The following is an 18,165-nucleotide window of genomic DNA, read 5'->3' on the forward strand; positions in this document are numbered from 1 at the left end:
AAAGAACGAGACGGATGGCCAAGATGAGCGCCCAGGCGAACGAGGACCGGCTCCGGCGGGCCATGGCTGCGGTGATCCAGCTGCAGCAGCGCAACGCCGAGCTGGAGAACGAGCGGCACGAGCCGGTGGCGGTCGTCGCCATGGCCTGCCGGCTCCCGGGCGGCATCACCACGCCCGAGGAGTTCTGGGACCTGCTGTCCACCGGCCGTGACGCCATCGGCCCGCTGCCCGCGCGCTGGGACGGGCTCGACCTGTACGACCCGGACCCCACGGCGACGGGCAAGAGCTACGCGCGGGAGGGCGGATTCCTCGACGGGCTGGAGGAGTTCGACGCGGACTTCTTCGGCATCTCCCGGCGCGAGGCCGTCTCCATGGACCCGCAGCAGCGGCTCGTCCTGGAGGCCTCCTGGGAGGCGCTGGAGCGGGCCGGGCTGCGCCCCGACACGATGGCCGGCAGCCGCACCGGCGTCTACCTGGGCGCCATGCGCTCCGACTACGACACCGGCAACGCGCCCCTCGAGGTGCTCGACGGCTACCAGGGCACCGGCATCTCCGGCAGCGTCGTCTCGGGCCGGATCAGCTACGCCCTCGGCCTGCAGGGCCCGGCCCTGACCATCGACACCGCGTGCTCCTCCTCGCTGGTCGCCATCCACTCGGCGGTCGCGGGGCTGCGCGGCGGCGACTGCGAACTGGCCCTGGCCGGCGGCGTCACCGTGATGAGCTCGCCCGCCATGTACGTCGAGTCCAGCCGGCTCGGCGCCATGGCCCCCGACGGGCGCTGCAAGAGCTTCTCCGCCCAGGCCGACGGCGCCATCTGGTCCGAGGGCGTCGGCATCCTCGTCCTGAAGAAGCTCGCCGCGGCCCGGCGCGACGGCGACCCGGTGCTCGCGGTGATCCGCGGCTCGGCCGTCAACCAGGACGGCCGCAGCCAGGGTCTGACCGCCCCCAACGGGCCCGCGCAGCAGCGGGTGATCCGCGACGCGCTCGACTCAGGCCGCCTCACCCCCGCCGACATCGACGCGGTCGACGCCCACGGCACCGGCACCCCGCTCGGCGACCCGATCGAAGCCGGCGCCCTGGCCGAGGTCTTCGGCCCCGGACGCGACGAGGCGCGGCCCGTGTGGCTGGGCTCCTCCAAGTCGAACCTCGGCCACACCCAGGCCGCCGCCGGTGTCGTCGGCGTGATGAAGATGATCCTCGCGCTCCGGCACGAGGCGCTGCCCCCCACGCTGCACGCCGCCGAGCCGAGCGCGCAGATCCCCTGGGAGGACAGCGGCCTGCGGCTCGTTCAGGAACTGCGGCCGTGGCGGCGCGGCGAGCGGGTGCGCCGGGCGGGCGTCTCCTCGTTCGGCATCAGCGGCACCAACGCCCACGTGATCGTCGAGGAAGCCCCCGCCCCCGCCGAGACCGCCCCCGCCGAGCAGGGGCCGGGCCGGGCCCCGGCTCCCGCCGGCCCCCGCCCGCTGCTGGTCTCCGGCTTCGACACGCAGGCCCTGCGCGCCCAGGCCGCCCGCTGGGCCGCCTGGCTCACCGACCGCCCCGACGCCCACTGGCCGGACGTCCTGCGCACCGCCGCCCTGCACCGCACCCCGCTGGAGGCCCGCGCCTCGGTCCTCGCGGCCGGACCCGAAGAGGCCGCCGAGGCGCTCGCCGCCCTCGCCGAGGGCCTGCCGCACCCGGCCGTGACCTCCGGAGGCGCGCGCGAGCGCGGCAAGGCGGTCTTCGTCTTCCCCGGCCAGGGCTCGCAGTGGCTCGGCATGGGCCGGGAACTGATGGAGCAGAGCCCGGTGTTCCAAGGCGCCGTCCAGGAGTGCGACGAGGCCCTCGCCCCGTGGACGGGCTGGTCCGTCGCCGCCTTCCTGCGCGGCGAGGCCGACCCCGAGCTCACCCTGGAGCGCATCGACGTACTCCAGCCCGCCCTGTTCGCCGTGATGATCGGCCTGGTCGCGGTCTGGCGTTCGCTCGGCGTCGAGCCGGCCGCCGTGGTGGGCTCCAGCCAGGGCGAGGTCCCCGCGGCCGTCGTCAGCGGCGCCCTCTCCCTCGCGGACGGCGCCCGGCTGACCGCGCTGCGCTCCCAGGGCCAGCTGCGCGAGTGCAGCGGCCGGGGCGCGATGGCACTGGTCGAGCTGCCCGTGGCGCGCACCCGCGAACTCATCGAGCCGTACGGGGACGCCCTGTCGGTGGCCGTGGTCAACACCGCCGGGTCGACCGTGGTCTCCGGCGACGTGGACGCCGTCGAACGCCTGCTGGCCGAGCTGGAGGGCAGCGACGTCTTCTGCCGCCGCATCCAGTCGGACACCGCCGGACACAGCGCGCACATCGACCCGATGCTGCCCTGGCTCGCCGAACAGCTGGCCGACCTGCGCCCCGGCGCGTCGGCCGTGCCGTTCTACTCGACGGTGACCGGCGGCGTGGTCGAGGGAACCGGCCTCGACGGCGCCTACTGGTGCCGCAACGTCCGCGAGACCGTCCGCATGGACCTCGCCCTGGCGCAGCTCGTCGCCGACGGCCACGGCGTCTTCGTCGAGATATCCCCGCACCCCGTCCTCGGGATGCCCCTGACCAGCGCCACCGCCGACAGCGACGGCGCCGTCGTCGGCAGCCTGCGCCGCGACCAGGGCGGGCTCGACCAGCTGCTGCGCTCCTTCGGCGCCCTGCACACCCAGGGCTACGAGGCGGACTGGACGCGGGTCTTCGGCCCGGCCGACGCCTCCGGAGCCCGGCTCGCGGACCTGCCCACGTACGCCTTCCAGCGCAAGCCCTACTGGACCGACGTCCCCGGCTACCGCCGCCTCGACGAGGCCGAGATCGCCGCCCTCGGCCGCGCCGCCCAGGACGGCGCGGGCGAGGACGCCACCGGCCCGGCCGCCCTGCGCGCCCGCCTCGCCGCCCTCGGCGAGGGCGAACGCCTCGACGTCCTCACCGACCTCGTCCGGCGCGAGGCGGCCGCCGTCCTCGGCGCCACCGAGCCGGTCCCCGCCGAGAAGCGGCTCCAGGAGCTCGGCCTCGACTCGATCATGGCGCTCCAGCTGCGCAACCGGCTGACCGAGCTGACCACCGCCACCCTCCCGGCGAACCTCGCCTTCCAGCACCCCACCGCGCACGACATCGCCACGTATTTGATCGAGCACGCCCTGCTCGGGCACGCCCTCGGCGCACTGGAGAGCGCGCCCACCACGGCCCTCGAGCGCTCCGGGCGGCAGGGCGAGCACCCCGCGACCGACGGTCAGCGCCGGCTCTGGTTCCTGGAGCAGCTGCGCCCCGGCAGCGCCGAGTACCACACCCCCCTCGTGCTGCGCACCGAGGAGCGGCTCGACCCCGCCGCGCTGCGCTCCGCCCTGACCTGGGTGACGGCCCGCCACGAGGCGCTGCGCACCTCGTTGGCGACCCGTGACGGTGCCCTGGCCCAGATCGTCCGGGCCGAAGCGGAACCGCAGTTCACCCACGAGGACCTCAGCCACCTCGACCCGCGGGAGCTCGACGCCCGGGTGCGCGAGGAGGAGCGCCGGCCGATGCCGCTGGACGGCCCCGGCCTGCTGCGCTGCCTGCTCGCCGACACCCACGACGGCGGCCAGCTGATCGGCATCTTCCTGCACCACGCCGTCACCGACGGCTGGTCCCTGTCCGTCTTCACGCAGGAACTCTTCGCCGCCTACACCGCGTACGCCGAGGGCCGCACGCCCGAGGCCCCCGAACCCGCCTTCCAGCTGGGCGACTTCGCCGCCTGGGAGCAGCGCGCCCTGGAGGACGGCCACTTCGAGGCCGGCTTGCGGGTGATCGGCGACCGGCTCGCGGGCATGGGCCGCCTGGAACTGCCCGCGTCCGACGGCGAGAGCGACGGCGGCACCACCGGATTCACGCTCCCCGCCGAACTGCGTACCGGGGTGGAGGAACTGGCCACCCGCACCGGGGTCACCCCCTACACCGTGTACGCGAGCGCCTTCGCGGTCCTGCTGGCCCGCACCACCGGCGCGTACGACTTCGGCCTGGGCACCGTCTGGGCCAACCGCCAGCTGCCCGGCACCGAGGGCCTGCTCGGCTTCCTCGTCACCACGCTGCCGCTGCGCTGCGAGCTGACCGGCGACCCCAGCTTCGAGCAGGTCCTGGCGGCGACCGCGCCGCGCGTCCTGGAACTGATGGAGCACCAGGACCTGCCGCTGACCGAGCTCGTCAAGGCCGTCGGCGGCGAGCGCACCGGCGAGGACAACCCGCTGTTCAGCGCCGTCTTCAACTACCGGGCGAGCAGCCTGCCCGCGCTCGGCGAGGGACGCGGCGCCTGGGTGCCGTCCGCGGACGCCGCCGTGGGCGGCGGCCCGCGCGGGGTGGCCAAGTCGGCCGTCGGACTGACCCTCGCCCCCGACGGCGAGGCGCTGGTGGGCGAGGTGGAGTTCCTCCCCGGCGTCCTCGGCGCCGAAGCGGCCGCCCGCCTCGCGGACAACTTCCGGACCCTGCTGGAGTCCGCCGTCGCCGATCCGGCCCGGCCCATCGGCGCCCTGGAGCTGATCTCCGGCGAGGAGCTGGCCTGGCTGGAGGAGCGCGGCGGCCGGGTGTCCGGCGAGGCCGCCGGCCCCACCGCCCTGGAGCGGATCCTGGCCCAGGCCCGCCGCACCCCCGACGCGCCCGCGCTGGTCGACGGCGGCCGCACCTGGACCTACGCACAGGTGGTGGCGCGGGCCGCGGCGATGGCCGGGCACCTGCGCTCCGCCGGAGCCGGCCCCGACGCGCTGGTCGGCATCCACCTGCCGCGCTCGGCGGACCTCGTCGTGTCGGTGCTCGCGATCTGGCTCGCGGGCGGCGCGTACGTGCCGCTGGACCCGGAGTACCCCAAGGCCCGCCTGGAGCACGTGATCCGCGACAGCGGCCTGTCGCTGGTGGTCTCCACCCGCGACGGCTCGGCCGAGGTCGCCGCCGACGACGTCGCCGTCCTGCTGGCCGACGCGCTGGCGGACGGGGCGGACCGGGACGGCGGCCCGCAGGGCGTCCCGGAGGACCCGGACACGCTCCCGGGGCTGTCCTCCCTCGCGTACGTCATCTACACCTCGGGCTCCACCGGCCTGCCCAAGGGCGTCCAGCTGGAGCACGCCCAGTTCGCCACCTTCTGCGCGGCGATGGACGAGCGGGTCGGCGGCGGCTCCGGCGACACCTGGCTCGCCGTCACCAGCCTGTCCTTCGACATCTCCACGCTCGAACTGCTGTGGACCCTGACCCGGGGCTACCGCGTCGTCGTGGGCCGTGGCGGCCCGGCCGGCTGGGCCGACTACCTCCCCTACGCCCCCACCCATCTGCAGTGCACGCCCTCCCTGGCGCGCATGCTGCTGGCAGACGCCGACGGGCGCTCCCTCGTCCAGGGCCTGGACCGGATGCTGGTCGGCGGCGAGGCCCTGGACCGGGGCCTGGCCCGCAAGCTGGACCGGCTGTGCCCCGGTGGCCTGATGAACATGTACGGGCCGACGGAGACCACCGTGTGGTCGGCCGCCTGGGACGCGGTCCCGGGCGAGGTCTCGCTCGGCCGGCCGCTGCACGGCAACCTGCTGTACGTCCTGGACGCGGCCGGACAGCGGGTGCCGCGCGGCACCCGCGGCGAGCTGTTCATCGGCGGCCTCGCCGTCGCCCGCGGCTACCTGAACCGGCCCGAGCTCGACGCCGAGCGCTTCCTCGCCGACCCGTTCGCCGGGGACGGCGCCCGCATGTACCGCACCGGCGACGTCGTGCGCTACCGGGCCGACGGCTCCCTGGAGTTCTGCGGCCGCGTCGACGCGCAGGTCAAGCTGCGCGGCCACCGCATCGAACTCGGCGAGATCGAGGCCGTCGCCGCCGAGCACGCCGGCGTCGCCGAGGCCGCCGCCGTGGTCCGCGAGGACGTGCCGGGCGACCCCCGGCTGTGCCTGTACCTCACCGCGGCCCCGGGCCGCACCGTCGCCGACGAGGAGCTGCTCGCCGCGCTCGCCGGGCGGCTGCCCGCCTACATGGTCCCGTCCCGGCTGGTCCACCTGGCCGAACTGCCGCACACGCCCAACAAGAAGGTCGACCGGAACGCTCTGCTGCGCCTGGACGCCCCGGCGCCGGCCGGCGTGGCCGCACGCGCCGGCGACGGCCGGGAGGCGGCGGGCGAGGGCGGCCTCGAGTCCCTGGTGTCCGGTGCCTGGGCGGACGTGCTCGGCATCCCCGTCGTCGACCCCGACAAGGGGATCTTCGACCTCGGCGCCAACTCCATGAGCGCCCTGGAAGCCCACAAGATCATCTGTGCGGGCCTGGGCCGGGAGTTCCCGCTCTCCACCCTCTTCCGCTACCCGACCGTCCGCCAGCTCACCGCCTACCTGCGGGACGGCTCCCACGCCACGCTCGCCCGCCAGCAGTCCGCGGCCCGCCGTGAACGCTCCGGCGAGGACGCCGTCGCCATCGTCGGCATGGCCTGCAAGCTGCCCGGTGCACCCGACGTCGACACCTTCTGGCGCAACCTGCGCGGCGGCGTCGAGTCGATCACCCACTTCAGCGACGAGGAACTGCGCGCGGCCGGCGCCACCGAGGAGGAGCTGGCCGACCCGGCCTACGTACGCTCCCGCGGCCTGATCGACGGCGCCGACCTCTTCGACGCGGCCTTCTTCGACTACTCGCCCGCCGAGGCCGAGGTCATGGACCCGCAGCACCGCCTCTTCCTCGAGGCCGCCTGGCAGGCCCTGGAACACTCCGGCATCGTGCCCGCCGCCTTCGACGGCAACGTGGCCGTCTTCGGCGGCACCGGCTTCGGCGGCTACCACCAGGACGCCTCGGGCGACCTGTCCTCCTTCTACCGCTCGATGATCGGCAACAAGAACGACTACCTGGCCACCCGCGTCGCCCACAAGCTCGACCTGCGCGGACCCGCCCTCTCCGTCCAGACCGCCTGCTCCACCGGCCTGGTCGCCGCCCACCTGGCCCGCGAGAGCCTGCTGCGCGGCGAGTCCGACGTCGCCCTGGTCGGCGCCTCCTCGCTGACCATCCCGCTCAAGCGCGGCTTCGTCCACCAGCCTGGCCTGGTCGTCTCCCCGGACGGCAAGTGCCGCGCCTTCGACGAGAAGGGCGCGGGCACCGTCTTCGGCAGCGGCGTCGGCATGCTCGTCCTGCGCCGGCTGTCCGACGCCGTCGAGGCCGGGGACACCGTGTACGCCGTACTGCGCGGCAGCGCCGTCAACAACGACGGCGCCGCCAAGGCCGGATTCACCGCGCCGAGCGTCCAGGGACAGGCGTACGTGATCGCCGAGGCCCAGGCGTCGGCGGGGGTCACCCCGGACAGCGTCGGCTTCATCGAGGCGCACGGCACCGCCACCTCGCTGGGCGACCCCATCGAGGTCCAGGCCCTCCAGCAGGTCTTCGGCTCCGCCGAGCGCGCGGAGCCCTGCGCGATCGGCTCGGTGAAGACCAACATCGGCCACGCGGACGCCACCGCGGGCATCGCCGGGCTCATCAAGGCCGCGCTGGCCGTGCACCACGGCGAGCTCGTGCCCAGCCTCAACTTCGAGCACCCGAACCCGGAGATGGGCCTCGACCCGAACCTCTTCTACGTCAACACCGAGACCAAGCCCTGGCAGGAGGACGGACCGCGCCGCGCCGGCGTCTCCTCCTTCGGGATCGGCGGCACCAACGCCCACGTCGTCCTCGAACAGGCACCGGACACCGACCCCGCCCCGCCGGAGCGCCCCGCCGGGGAGGTCCCCGTGGTCCTGTCCGCCCGCACCGACGCCGCCCTGCGGGAGCAGGCCGGCCGCTGGGCCGACTGGCTGGAGGAGCACCGGCAGGTCCCGCTCGCCGACGTCGCCCACACCGCGGCCCTGCGCCGCACCCACTTCGGCCACCGCGCCGTGGTCAGCGCCGCCACCGCCGACGAGGCCGCCGCCGCGCTGCGCGCCCTCGCCGAGGACCGTTCGCACACCGCCGTCAGCCGGGCCACCGCCCGCGGCCGCGGCCGCACCGTCTTCGTCTTCCCCGGCCAGGGCAGCCAGTGGGACGGCATGGGCGCCGCCCTGTTCGAGCAGTCGCCCGCCTTCGCCCGGACCGTCCGCGACTGCGACGCCCTGCTGGCACCGCAGCTCGGCTGGTCGGTCACCGACGTGCTGCGCGCCTCCGGCGGCCCCGAACTCTCGGCCCGCCGCCTGGACGTCGTACAGCCCGTGATGTTCACGATGTACGTCGCCCTCGCCGCCGCCTGGCGCGAGCTGGGCATCGAGCCCGGCGCCGTGACCGGGCACAGCCAGGGCGAGGTCGCCGCCGCCGTCGTGGCCGGCGCGCTCACCCTGGAAGAGGGCGCCCGCATCATGGCCGTCCGCAGCCGCGCCCTCCAGGCCGTCGCCGGTGTCGGGGCCATGGCCGTCGTCGAACTCCCCCTGGACCAGGTGCGGGAGCGGATCGCGCCGTACGGGGAAGCCGTCTCGGTCGCCGCCGTGAACACCCCCACCTCCGTTGCCCTGTCCGGGGACGCCGACGCGATCGAGGACCTGCTCTTCGCCCTGGACGACGAGGACATCGTGTGCGGCAAGCTGGAGGCGCCCGTCGCCTCCCACAGCCACTGGATGGACTCCCTGCTCCCGCAGCTGGAGGCCGACCTGGCGGACCTCGCACCCACCACCGGCCACGTCCCCTTCTACTCCACCGTGACCGGCACCCTCCTCGACGGCCGGGAGCTCGGCGCCGCCTACTGGTGCCGCAACCTGCGCGAACCCGTCCGCCTCGACCTCGCCCAGCAGCAGCTGATCGACGCCGGGCACGACGTGTTCATCGAGGTCAGCCCGCACCCCGTGCTCGCCATGCCGCTCACCGAGGGCAGCGCCGACGCCCTGGTGGCCGGCACCCTGCGGCGCGGCCACGGCGACCGCTCCGAACTCCTGCGTACCCTCGGCGAGCTGCACACCCACGGCCACCGTGTGCCCTGGGAGCGGATCTGGGCCGGCGACGGCGCCGCCCGGGTCGCCGAACTGCCCTCGTACGCCTTCCAGCGCCGCTCCTACTGGATCGACCCGCCGAAGCCCGAAGCTGCCCCCCGCGCCGCCGCCGACCAGGCCTTCTGGGAAGCCGTCGGCGAGGAGGGCCCGGCCCGGCTGGCCGAGCTGCTCGACGCGCCCGAACGCCTGCGGGAGGGCATCGGGGAACTGCTCCCGCTGCTGTCCGCCTGGTGGCAGGGCCAGGAGTCCCGCGAGACCGTCGCGGGCTGGCTGTACGAGGACGCCTGGGAGCTGTCCCCGGCGCCCGCCACCCGGACCACCTCCCTGGCCGGGCCCTGGGCGCTGGTGACCACCGAAGCCGAAGCCGAAGCCGGGACGGCCGACGCCGTCGAGGACGCCCTGCGCGCCGCGGGGGCCACCCCCTACCGCGTCGGGGCCACCGCCGACCGGGCCGCGCTCGGCGCCGCCCTGGCCGCCCTGCCCGAGCCGCCCGCCGCGGTCCTCACCCTGGGCTCCCTCGACGGCACCCCGGACGGCTCCGGCTCCACGGCGGGCTTCGCCACGACCCTCGTCCTGCTCCAGGCACTCGGCGACCTCGGGCTCACCGCCCCGCTGTGGGCGCTGACCCGCGGCGCGGCCGACACCGACGGCACCGGCACCCCCGCACCGCTCCAGGCCCTGGTCACCGGCCTCGGCCGGGTCGCCGCCCTGGAGGACCCGCTGCGCTGGGGCGGCACCGTCGACCTGCCCGCACAGCCCCACCCGGGCTGGGCCGGCGCCCTGGTGGCCTGCCTCGCCGCGGGCGACCACGAGGACCAGGTGGCACTGCGCGCCGACGGCCGCCACGTACGCCGCCTGCGGCGCACCGCCCCGCGCCCGGCCGGGCCCACGACGTGGTCCACCCACGGCACCGCGCTGATCACCGGCGGCCAGGGAGCCCTCGGCCTGCACCTGGCCCGGCGGCTCGCCGCACGCGGAGCCGAGCACATCGTGCTCGCGTCCCGCCGCGCCGGGGCCGCCCCCGAGACGGAGCTGCTGCGCACCGAGCTCGCCGCCCTGGGCGTCGAACTCACCCTGGAGCAGGCCGACGTCAGCGACCGCGGGCAGGTCGACGCGCTGCTCGCCCGCACCGGCGACCCGCGGCGCCCGCTGCGGACCGTCGCCCACCTGGCGGGCCTGTCCCGCCCGGCCGCCCTCGGCGGCCTCACCCCCGAGGCCGCCGCCGAGGAGAACGCGGCCAAGGTGCACGGCGCCTGGCACCTGCACGAGGCCCTCGCGGGCCGTGAGCTCGACGCGTTCGTCCTCTACGGCAGCGGCGCCAGCCTCTGGGGCGGCGCCGGGCAGGCCGCGTACGGCGCCGCCAACACGGCGCTCGACGCCCTCGCCCGCCACCGCAGGTCCCAGGGGCTCACCGCCACCGTCCTGCACTGGGGCGGCTGGGCCGGCGGCGGCATGGTCACCGCCGAGGCCGAGCGGGCCGCCCGCTCCCGCGGCCTGCGCACCATGGCACCCGAACTCGCCCTGGACGCCCTCGACATCGCCCTCGGCGCGGGCCTCGCGGCGCTCGGCGTCGCCGACATCGACTGGACGGCGTTCGCCCCCGCCTACCGGGCGGCCCGGCCGCGCCCGCTGCTCGACACCCTGCCCGAAGCACGGGAACCGGACACCGCGCAGGCACCCGACGCCTCGGCCGGACAGGAACTGCGCACGGCCCTGGCCGGGCAGAACCCCGAAGAACGGCAGCACACGCTGACGGCACTGGTCATGGGCGAGGTCGCCCCCGTCCTCGGGCTGCCCGAGGCGGAGCTGCCGACGGACCAGCCGCTCCAGCAGCTGGGCCTGGACTCGCTGATGGCCGTACGGGTCCGCAACGAACTGACCCGCCGGACGGGCCTCGCGGTCACCACCGAGGCCATCCTGCGCCACGCGACCTGCGAGGGCATCGCCACCCACCTCGACGGCAAACTCGCCCCCGAGGGCAGCGCACCCGCGGCCCCGGCAGCAGGCCGCGGCCAGGACAACCCCTGGCTGCGCGTCCTCAAGCCCGCCGAGAACCCGCGGGCCCGGATCGTCTGCGTCGCCGGCATGGGCGGCACCACCGGCGGCCACGTCCCGCTGGTACGCCACCTGCCCGACGACGTCGAACTCCTCGGCGTGCAGCTGCCGGGCCGCGAGGGCCGCGCCGACGAGGAACCCGTCACCGACATGATGGCCCTCGCCGACCAGGTCGTCGCAGCCCTCGCCGGCCGGCTCACCCCGGCCGCCGGCGCGGCGCCCGTCGTCCTGTACGGCCACAGCCAGGGCTCCTGGCTGGCCTGGGAGGTGGCACACCGGCTCGCCCACCGGCCCGCCGTACCGCCCCTCGCCCTCGTCGCCGCCTGCGCGCTGCCGCCGCTCGCCCCGCTCACCCCCGGCCTCGACCGGCTCGGCGAGCTCACCGGGGACCTGGACGGCGCCGACCCGCGCGAACTGGCCGCCCTCCTGGAGGGGCTGCTGCCCGACGAGGTCCTGGCCAGCGAGGAACTGCTCGCCGAATACGTCCAGCGGCTGCGCACCGACACGGTGCTGGCCGAGAACCACCGGGCGGTGCTGCGCGGCATCGACCGCCCGGCCCTGGACGTACCGCTGTTCGCGGTGTCGGGCACCGCCGACCCGGTGCTGCCCGAAGGGTCCATGGAGGTGTGGCGCGAGCTGACCGGCGCCCTCTACGTACCCCGCGCCATCGAGGGATCCCACGCCGCGCCGATCACCAACCCCGAGGCCATGGCGGCCGAACTCATGAACGCGATCGCCACGATCGCCACCAGCCTGGAGGAGAACCATGCCTGAGACCGTGCGCCCGGACGGGGCGCGGATCCACTACGAGGTGCGCGGCACCGGCTTCCCCGTCCTGCTCATCGGCCCCGGCGAGGTCCCCGGCCAGTGCGACACCGAGCGGGCCGCCTTCACCGAGACCGCCGAGGCCCTCGCCGGGCAGTTCCAGGTGATCACGGTCGAGGCCCGCCACAACGGGCGCAGCACCGGCCCCGCCGAGCCCTTCTGCTACGGACGCACCGCCGCCGACCTGCTGGCGGTCCTCGACGAGCTCGGCATCGAGCGCGCCCACGTCGCCGCCTCCGGCGCAGGCACCGCCCAGGCCTGGCGGCTGGTCCAGGACGCCCCCGAGCGGATCGGCGCCGTCGTCGCCCACGCGCCCGTCGGGCTCGCCGAGGGCAACACGCTCGGCGACTTCCTGGCGACCTTCGACGAGGCGATGCGCCTGGCCCGTGCCGAAGGCATCGACGGTGTGATCGAGGAGGCCTCCCTGGGCGGCGGTTTCGCGGCCCGGCCCGGCGCCGGACCGTACGCCCGTCAGCTCCACGAGGTGCCCGACTTCCGCGAGGAGCTCCTCGCCCTGCGCCGGGAGCGCTACATCGTGCGCGTCGTCCGGTTCCGCGACGGCATCTGGCCGCAGGGCTCCGCCTGGTTCTCCGTACCGGAGGAGTCGATGACGCGGTTCCCCGCGCCGCTGCTGGTGCTGCCGGGCAACAGCCCGCTGGCCCCCGCCGCGCTCGCCAAGCGGCTCGCCGCCGACGTGCCCGGCGCCCGCCTGCTCGACGGCGCCGCCGACACCGCCGACCGCCGGACGGAGACCCTCGCGTCGGTCGTCTCCTTCCTCCTCGAGACCACCGCACGCTGAAGGAGACGTACCGTCATGCTCACTCTCGAGAACCTCGACATCACCGATGAGTCCGCGTACGCGGCGAACGGCGGCTACCCGCACGCCGAGTTCGACCTGCTGCGCCGCGAGGAGCCGGTGTTCTGGTACCGGCGCCCCGGCTTCGAGCCGTTCTGGGTGCTGACCCGGCACGAGGACATCGCCTACGTCTCGCGCAACCCGAAGCTCTTCTCCAGCGCCCAGCGCGTCACCCTCGACACCCCCGAAGCCGTGGAGATGTTCGAGGCCCAGCTGGAGGCGCGGGCCGAGATGTTCGGGCACGCCCCGGACATGCCGCCGGCCCTCTCCTACATGGACGCGCCGCACCACCGCCACCTGCGCCAGGTCATGGCGCCCTGCTTCACGCCCAAGGCGATCAACGAGCTGGAGGAGCGGTTCCACGAGCTCGCCGGCGAGTACGCGCAGGCGTTCACCCGCCTGATCGACGAGAACGGCACCGCGGACGTGGCCAAGAGCCTGTCCGCGCGGCTGCCCGTCGCGGCGATCTGCGAACTGGTCGGGGCGCCCCTGAAGGACTGGGACGACATCTTCGAGTGGACCGAGGGCACCACGGGGGCCGCCGACCCGGACAACCAGCGGGACGGCGAGGACGCCGAGGCCACCTTCAACCGCAACATGGGCGCCCTCAACGGCTATGTCGCGGGCCTGGTCCAGCAGCGCATGGCCGAGATCGACGGCACCGGCACGGACGTGCTCAGCCGTCTGGCCCGGGCGCGGATCGACGGCGAGCCGCTGTCCTTCCACGAGATCCTCTACACCATCTTCAACCTGCTCGTCGCGGGCATCGGCACCACCCGCAACGCGACGACCGGCGGCATCCAGGCCCTCCTCGAGAACCCGGACCAGGTACAGAAGCTCATCGAGGACCCCTCGCTGATCGACGGCGCGGTCGAGGAGATCCTGCGCTGGACGTCGATCGCGGTGAACTTCGTGCGCACCGCCACCCAGGACACCGAGATCGGCGGTCGGCTCATCCGCAAGGGCGAGACCGTCGCGATGTGGTACCCGGCGGCCAACCGCGACGAGGCGGTCTTCGAGGACCCGCACCGCTTCGACGTCACCCGGGACGCCACCGCCCAGATCGCGTTCGGCGGGCACGGCGAACACGTCTGCCTCGGCCACCACCTGGCCCGGCTGGAGCTGCGGGCCATCCTGCGCGCCGTCCTGCCGCTGCTCCCGGAGCTGGAACTCGTGCGCAAGCCCGAGTTCGCCGTGCTCCACCTCCAGGCCGCGGAAATCAAGCGGCTTGTCGTACGACGCAAGGAACGGTGAAACACCCAATGTCCGAGAATTCAGCACCGCAGCCGCGGCCGGTACCGGTTTCCCTCCGGGAATTCGCGGCCGGGGACGAGTCCGACCTCAATGTGGTCGCCCCGTGGGTGGGGCCCGCGGTCGACGAGGAAACCGGCCGACTGAAGGAGCCGCTACGCAAGCGGCACCTGATCGCCACGTCCGTCGGCTGGCCGAAACCCGGACACGAGCCCGCCGCAATCGCCCTGAACGAGGCCATTCTCGCCGAGCTGTACGTCCGCTCTGGCCTGCTGGCCGTGACGCTCGCGATATCCGAGAAGAACTTCAACAGCACGCGGAGCCTCAGCATCTGGGAAGACGAAGACGCGCTGAAGGGATTCCTGAAATCGGGTCCGCACATGGCGGCGGCGCGCCAGGTGAGGGAGCTCATGTACGACTGGGAAGGCGCGAACTGGGTTTCCGAGGAAACCCTGGAACTGCCGACCTTCGACGATGCGAAAGCAAAACTCGACGAGGTCCGGGCGCCCGGCCCGAGCGCATTCGAGTCGTACGACGGGGACCGTTCCGCCTGAGATCACCGAGGACCGCTCGAGGACCCCTCGAGCCCCACTCGAGAACGACAAGAGAAGGAGCAACCGCATGACCGTGACCGCCGAGGCGCCGGCGCAGCCCCTGACCACCCATTTCCTGCACCATTTCGACCTCGCCTACGGCATGGTGCTGGAGCTCGCCGAGGACTTCGACAACGAGACCGCGCGCCTCGCGCCGGCCCCGCACAAGCCGCTGGTCTGGTTCCTCGGGCACCTCATCTGTGCCACGGACTACTTCTCCACCCTGCACCAGGGCACCGAGTCCCTCGTCACCGAGGAGTTCTCCCGGCACTACGCGGGCAACGACAACAACGACTGGTCCTGGGGGCCTTCGCTGGCGGAGATGATCGAGCTCTACCAGCAGGTGCACGCGCGGATGCGGGCCTTCGTGGCCGGGCTGCGCCCCGAGGACCTCGACAGCGAGTCCCCGCTCGAGCCGTTCGGCGACGACCGCCTGAAGAACCTCGGCAAGGCGCTGTCCATCATCCAGATGCACGACGCCTACCACTGCGGGCAGATCGGCTGCCTGCGCGTCGCGCTCGGCAAGTCGGTGCCGTTCTAGCCATATCTCCTCCGGCTGGCCGGAAAGCTCCGGTATCCCGGATCCGTGCGGATTCGGGATACCGGAGCCACTGCTACCGTGGCACACGGTTCGCCCGTACCGCGGTTCCAGGAAGAGGGGTTTTCATGCCTTCGCACATTGCGTTCTTCAATTTTCCGGCCATCGGCCACGTGAATCCGACGCTCGGCGTCGTCGAAGAACTGGTCAAGCGGGGGCATCGGGTCACCTGCACGGTGACCGACCACTTCGTGCCCGCAATAGAGGCCGTCGGCGCCGAGGCCGTCCGCTTCGACTCCGTATTCGGTGAGTTCTACCGCTCCCCTTACACGGAGGAGTCCAACGCGGGCGAGGGAATGCGTTGTCTCGATGACGCGACCGGCCTCGTCGAGCAGGTCAGCCCCTTCTACGAGAAGGACCGCCCCGACGTCATCGTCCACGACTTCATGTCGTGGGGCGGGCGTTTCTACGGCGGTAAGCACGACATTCCGCTCGTCCGTCTCTACCCCACCTACGGGGCCAACGAGCACTTCTCCATCCAGGAGAAGTTCCCGCTGGCCCAATACGCCGACCCGCAGGTCATGGAAATGTTCGGCAAGCTCGCCGGTCTCCTTCCGGAATTCAACCTGCCGGCCGACCCGATGGCCTTCTTCCAGAACATCGAGAAGCTCGGCGTCATCTTCCTGCCGCGCGACTTCCACTACGACGGCGACACCTTCGACGACCGCTTCGTCTTCGCCGGCCCCTGCCTGGGCGACCGCTCCTTCCAGGGCTCGTGGGAGCCCGCCTCCGCGGACCGCCCGGTCCTGCTGATCTCCCTCGGCACCGCCGCCACCGGCTGGGCCGAGTTCTTCCGCACCGCGGTCACCGCGTTCGGCGACACCGAGTGGGACGTCGTCATGGCCGTCGGCGACCACATCGACGCCGCCGACCTCGGCCCGCTGCCCGCCAACTTCGACGTGCGCCGCCACGTGCCGCAGCTCGAAGTCCTGCGCCACGCCAAGCTGTTCGTCACCCACGGCGGCATGAACAGCGTCATGGAGTCCCTGTACAACGGCGTGCCCATGGTCGTGATCCCCCAGATGAACGAGCAGAAGGCCAACGCCCTGCGCGTCGACGAGCTGGGCCTGGGCCGCCACCTGACCAAGGACGACACCACCGTCGACAGCCTGCGCGACGCCGTCGCGGCCGTGGCCGGCGACGGCGAGGTCACCGCCCGCGTGGAGCGCATGGGCGCCGAGATGCGCAAGGTCGACGGCCCCGCGGTGGCCGCCGACGCCATCGAGAAGTTCCTCGCGCAGAACGCCGGCTGACCCTCCGGGTCACACCCGAACCAGACGCGACGCGAAAGACCCGCGCCCCCGGCCATCCGGCCGGGAGCGCGGGTCTTTCGCGCTGTACGGCGCCTCCAGCGCCTTTCGAGACGGTCTCACGAGGGTGGGGGCGGACGACTCAGCCCTCGGCCCCCTCTGGAAGGCATCGTGAAACGACTGTTGCAGACCGCGGCGGCGGTGATCCTCACCGCAGGACTCCTGGTTCCCACGGCGGCCGCCGAGGAAGCCTCCTCCCTGACCCAGCGAACGGCGAGGTTCGCCCAGCCGGGCTCCCTCTCCTCGCCGTTCGGCAAGGGCAGCTTCCGGTTCGGTGTCTCGAGCTCCGCCACCCAGATCGAGGACCAGAACACCAACACCGACTGGTACAAGTGGACCCAGCCCGTCTCCGAAGGCGGCATGGGCAAGAGCCCCGCCGTCGGTGAGGGCGTCGACGGCTACACGCTGGCCATCGAGGACATCGACCTCATCGCCGCCCTGAAGGTGGACTCGTACCGCTTCGGCATCGAGTGGGCGCGCATCGAGCCGCGCCGCGGCCAGCTCGACGAACAGGCGATCGCCCACTACAACAAGGTGATCAACGCCCTCGTCGCCCGCGGCATCCGCCCGGTCGTCACCATCCACCACTTCGCCAACCCGGTGTGGGTGGACAACCCCGACGACCTCACCTGCGCCAACGGCCCCTCGGACACCAACCTCTGCGGGCTCGACCACCCCCAGGGCGGACCGCTCGTGGTCAAGGCCATGGCCGACCACTCCAAGCTGCTCGCCGAGCGGTTCGGCGACCGGGTCCACGAGTGGGTGACCCTCAACGAGCCCGGCGTCTACATGATGTTCTCGCACGCCTTCGGCGCGGGCCCGCCCGGCAAGGCCAACCTGCCCACCAACTTCGACACGAAGTTCGCGCCCGCCGTGCGCACCTACATCGACGCCCACGCCGCCATGTACAAGGCGATCAAGAAGGTGGACCCGGGCGCCAGCGTCGGACTGACCGCCAGCGTCAAGCAGTACGAGGCCGTCCGCGACGGCAAGATCAGCACCGAGCCGCGCGACATTGCCGCCCGCGACCGCTTCCGCCGCTTCTTCGAGCTGAACTTCCTCGACTCGCTGCGGAACGGCACCTTCGACGCGAACTACGACGGCACCCCCGACGAGCAGCACCCCGAGTGGAAGAACACCCTCGACTGGCTCGGCATCCAGCTCTACGACCGCACCGGCGTCACCGACCCGACCACCCCCGGGCCGACCACCCTGCCGGTCATCAACGTCGACGTGTGCGGCGCACCGCCCTGCTTCCCGCTCAAGGACCCGACCTACTTCATCCCCGACATGGGATACGAGTCGGACCCGCAGGGCCTCTACCCCGTCCTCAAGGACTTCAGCCGCCGCTACAAGGGCCTGCCCCTGCTGGTCTCCGAATCCGGCATGGCCACCGCCTCGGGCAAGCGCCGCGCCGAGTTCATCGTCCGCGCCCTGGAGCAGATCCAGCGGGCCCGGGCCGAAGGCGTCGACGTCCGCGGCTACTACCACTGGAGCCTGATGGACAACTTCGAGTGGCTCGGCGGCTACAAGCCGCGCTTCGGCCTCTACGCCGTCGACCGCACCACCATGAAGCGCACCCCCACCGAAGCGGTGGGCGTCTACGCCCAGATCGCCGGGTCCCGGAACCTGAGCCCGGCCCTGCGCGCCCAGTACGGCGGCAGCGGCCCGCTCACCCCGGAGCCGGGCAACTCACCCGCCTCACCCCCGGCCGGCACCGCCGGCCCGGCCGTCACCGGCCGCCGGGACTGACCCCCACGGC

General features: G+C 73.6%; 7 protein-coding genes. All 7 read left to right on the forward strand.

Features of this window, described 5'->3' with window-relative positions; all coding sequences use genetic code 11:
• The first annotated feature begins 14 nt into the window (after positions 1–14).
• The 7 genes from JIW86_RS40635 to JIW86_RS40665 all read left to right on the forward strand — a co-directional run bounded on the left by JIW86_RS40635 (position 15) and on the right by JIW86_RS40665 (position 18,155).
• Positions 15–11,744, forward strand: a complete 11,730-nt coding sequence (locus JIW86_RS40635; protein WP_257559753.1) for a non-ribosomal peptide synthetase/type I polyketide synthase — start codon at positions 15–17, stop codon at positions 11,742–11,744.
• Complete coding sequence (locus tag JIW86_RS40640) at positions 11,737–12,594, forward strand: alpha/beta fold hydrolase (protein WP_257559754.1); 858 nt, start codon at positions 11,737–11,739, stop codon at positions 12,592–12,594. The genes JIW86_RS40635 and JIW86_RS40640 overlap by 8 nt, the downstream gene beginning before the upstream one ends.
• A 15-nt stretch (positions 12,595–12,609) precedes the next feature.
• Positions 12,610–13,905, forward strand: coding sequence for a cytochrome P450 (locus JIW86_RS40645; RefSeq protein ID WP_257559755.1), 1,296 nt, complete (start codon positions 12,610–12,612; stop codon positions 13,903–13,905).
• A gap of 8 nt (positions 13,906–13,913) precedes the next feature.
• The gene (locus JIW86_RS40650) at positions 13,914–14,456 is read left to right on the forward strand and encodes an antibiotic biosynthesis monooxygenase (RefSeq protein ID WP_257559756.1); all 543 of its coding nucleotides are present in this window, start codon (positions 13,914–13,916) and stop codon (positions 14,454–14,456) included.
• A gap of 67 nt (positions 14,457–14,523) precedes the next feature.
• Positions 14,524–15,036 carry a DinB family protein gene (locus JIW86_RS40655; protein ID WP_257559757.1) on the forward strand — a complete coding sequence of 171 codons (513 nt, stop codon included), beginning with the start codon at positions 14,524–14,526 and terminating at the stop codon, positions 15,034–15,036.
• A 125-nt stretch (positions 15,037–15,161) separates the two neighbouring features.
• Entirely contained in the window at positions 15,162–16,346 is a 1,185-nt protein-coding gene (locus JIW86_RS40660; protein WP_257559758.1) for a macrolide family glycosyltransferase, read from the forward strand.
• Positions 16,347–16,514: 168 nt separating this feature from the next.
• Complete coding sequence (locus JIW86_RS40665; protein ID WP_257559759.1) at positions 16,515–18,155, forward strand: glycoside hydrolase family 1 protein; 1,641 nt, start codon at positions 16,515–16,517, stop codon at positions 18,153–18,155.
• Positions 18,156–18,165: the final 10 nt, after the last annotated feature.

The sequence above is a fragment of the Streptomyces sp. NBC_00162 genome, assembly GCF_024611995.1.
GTDB lineage: Bacteria > Actinomycetota > Actinomycetes > Streptomycetales > Streptomycetaceae > Streptomyces.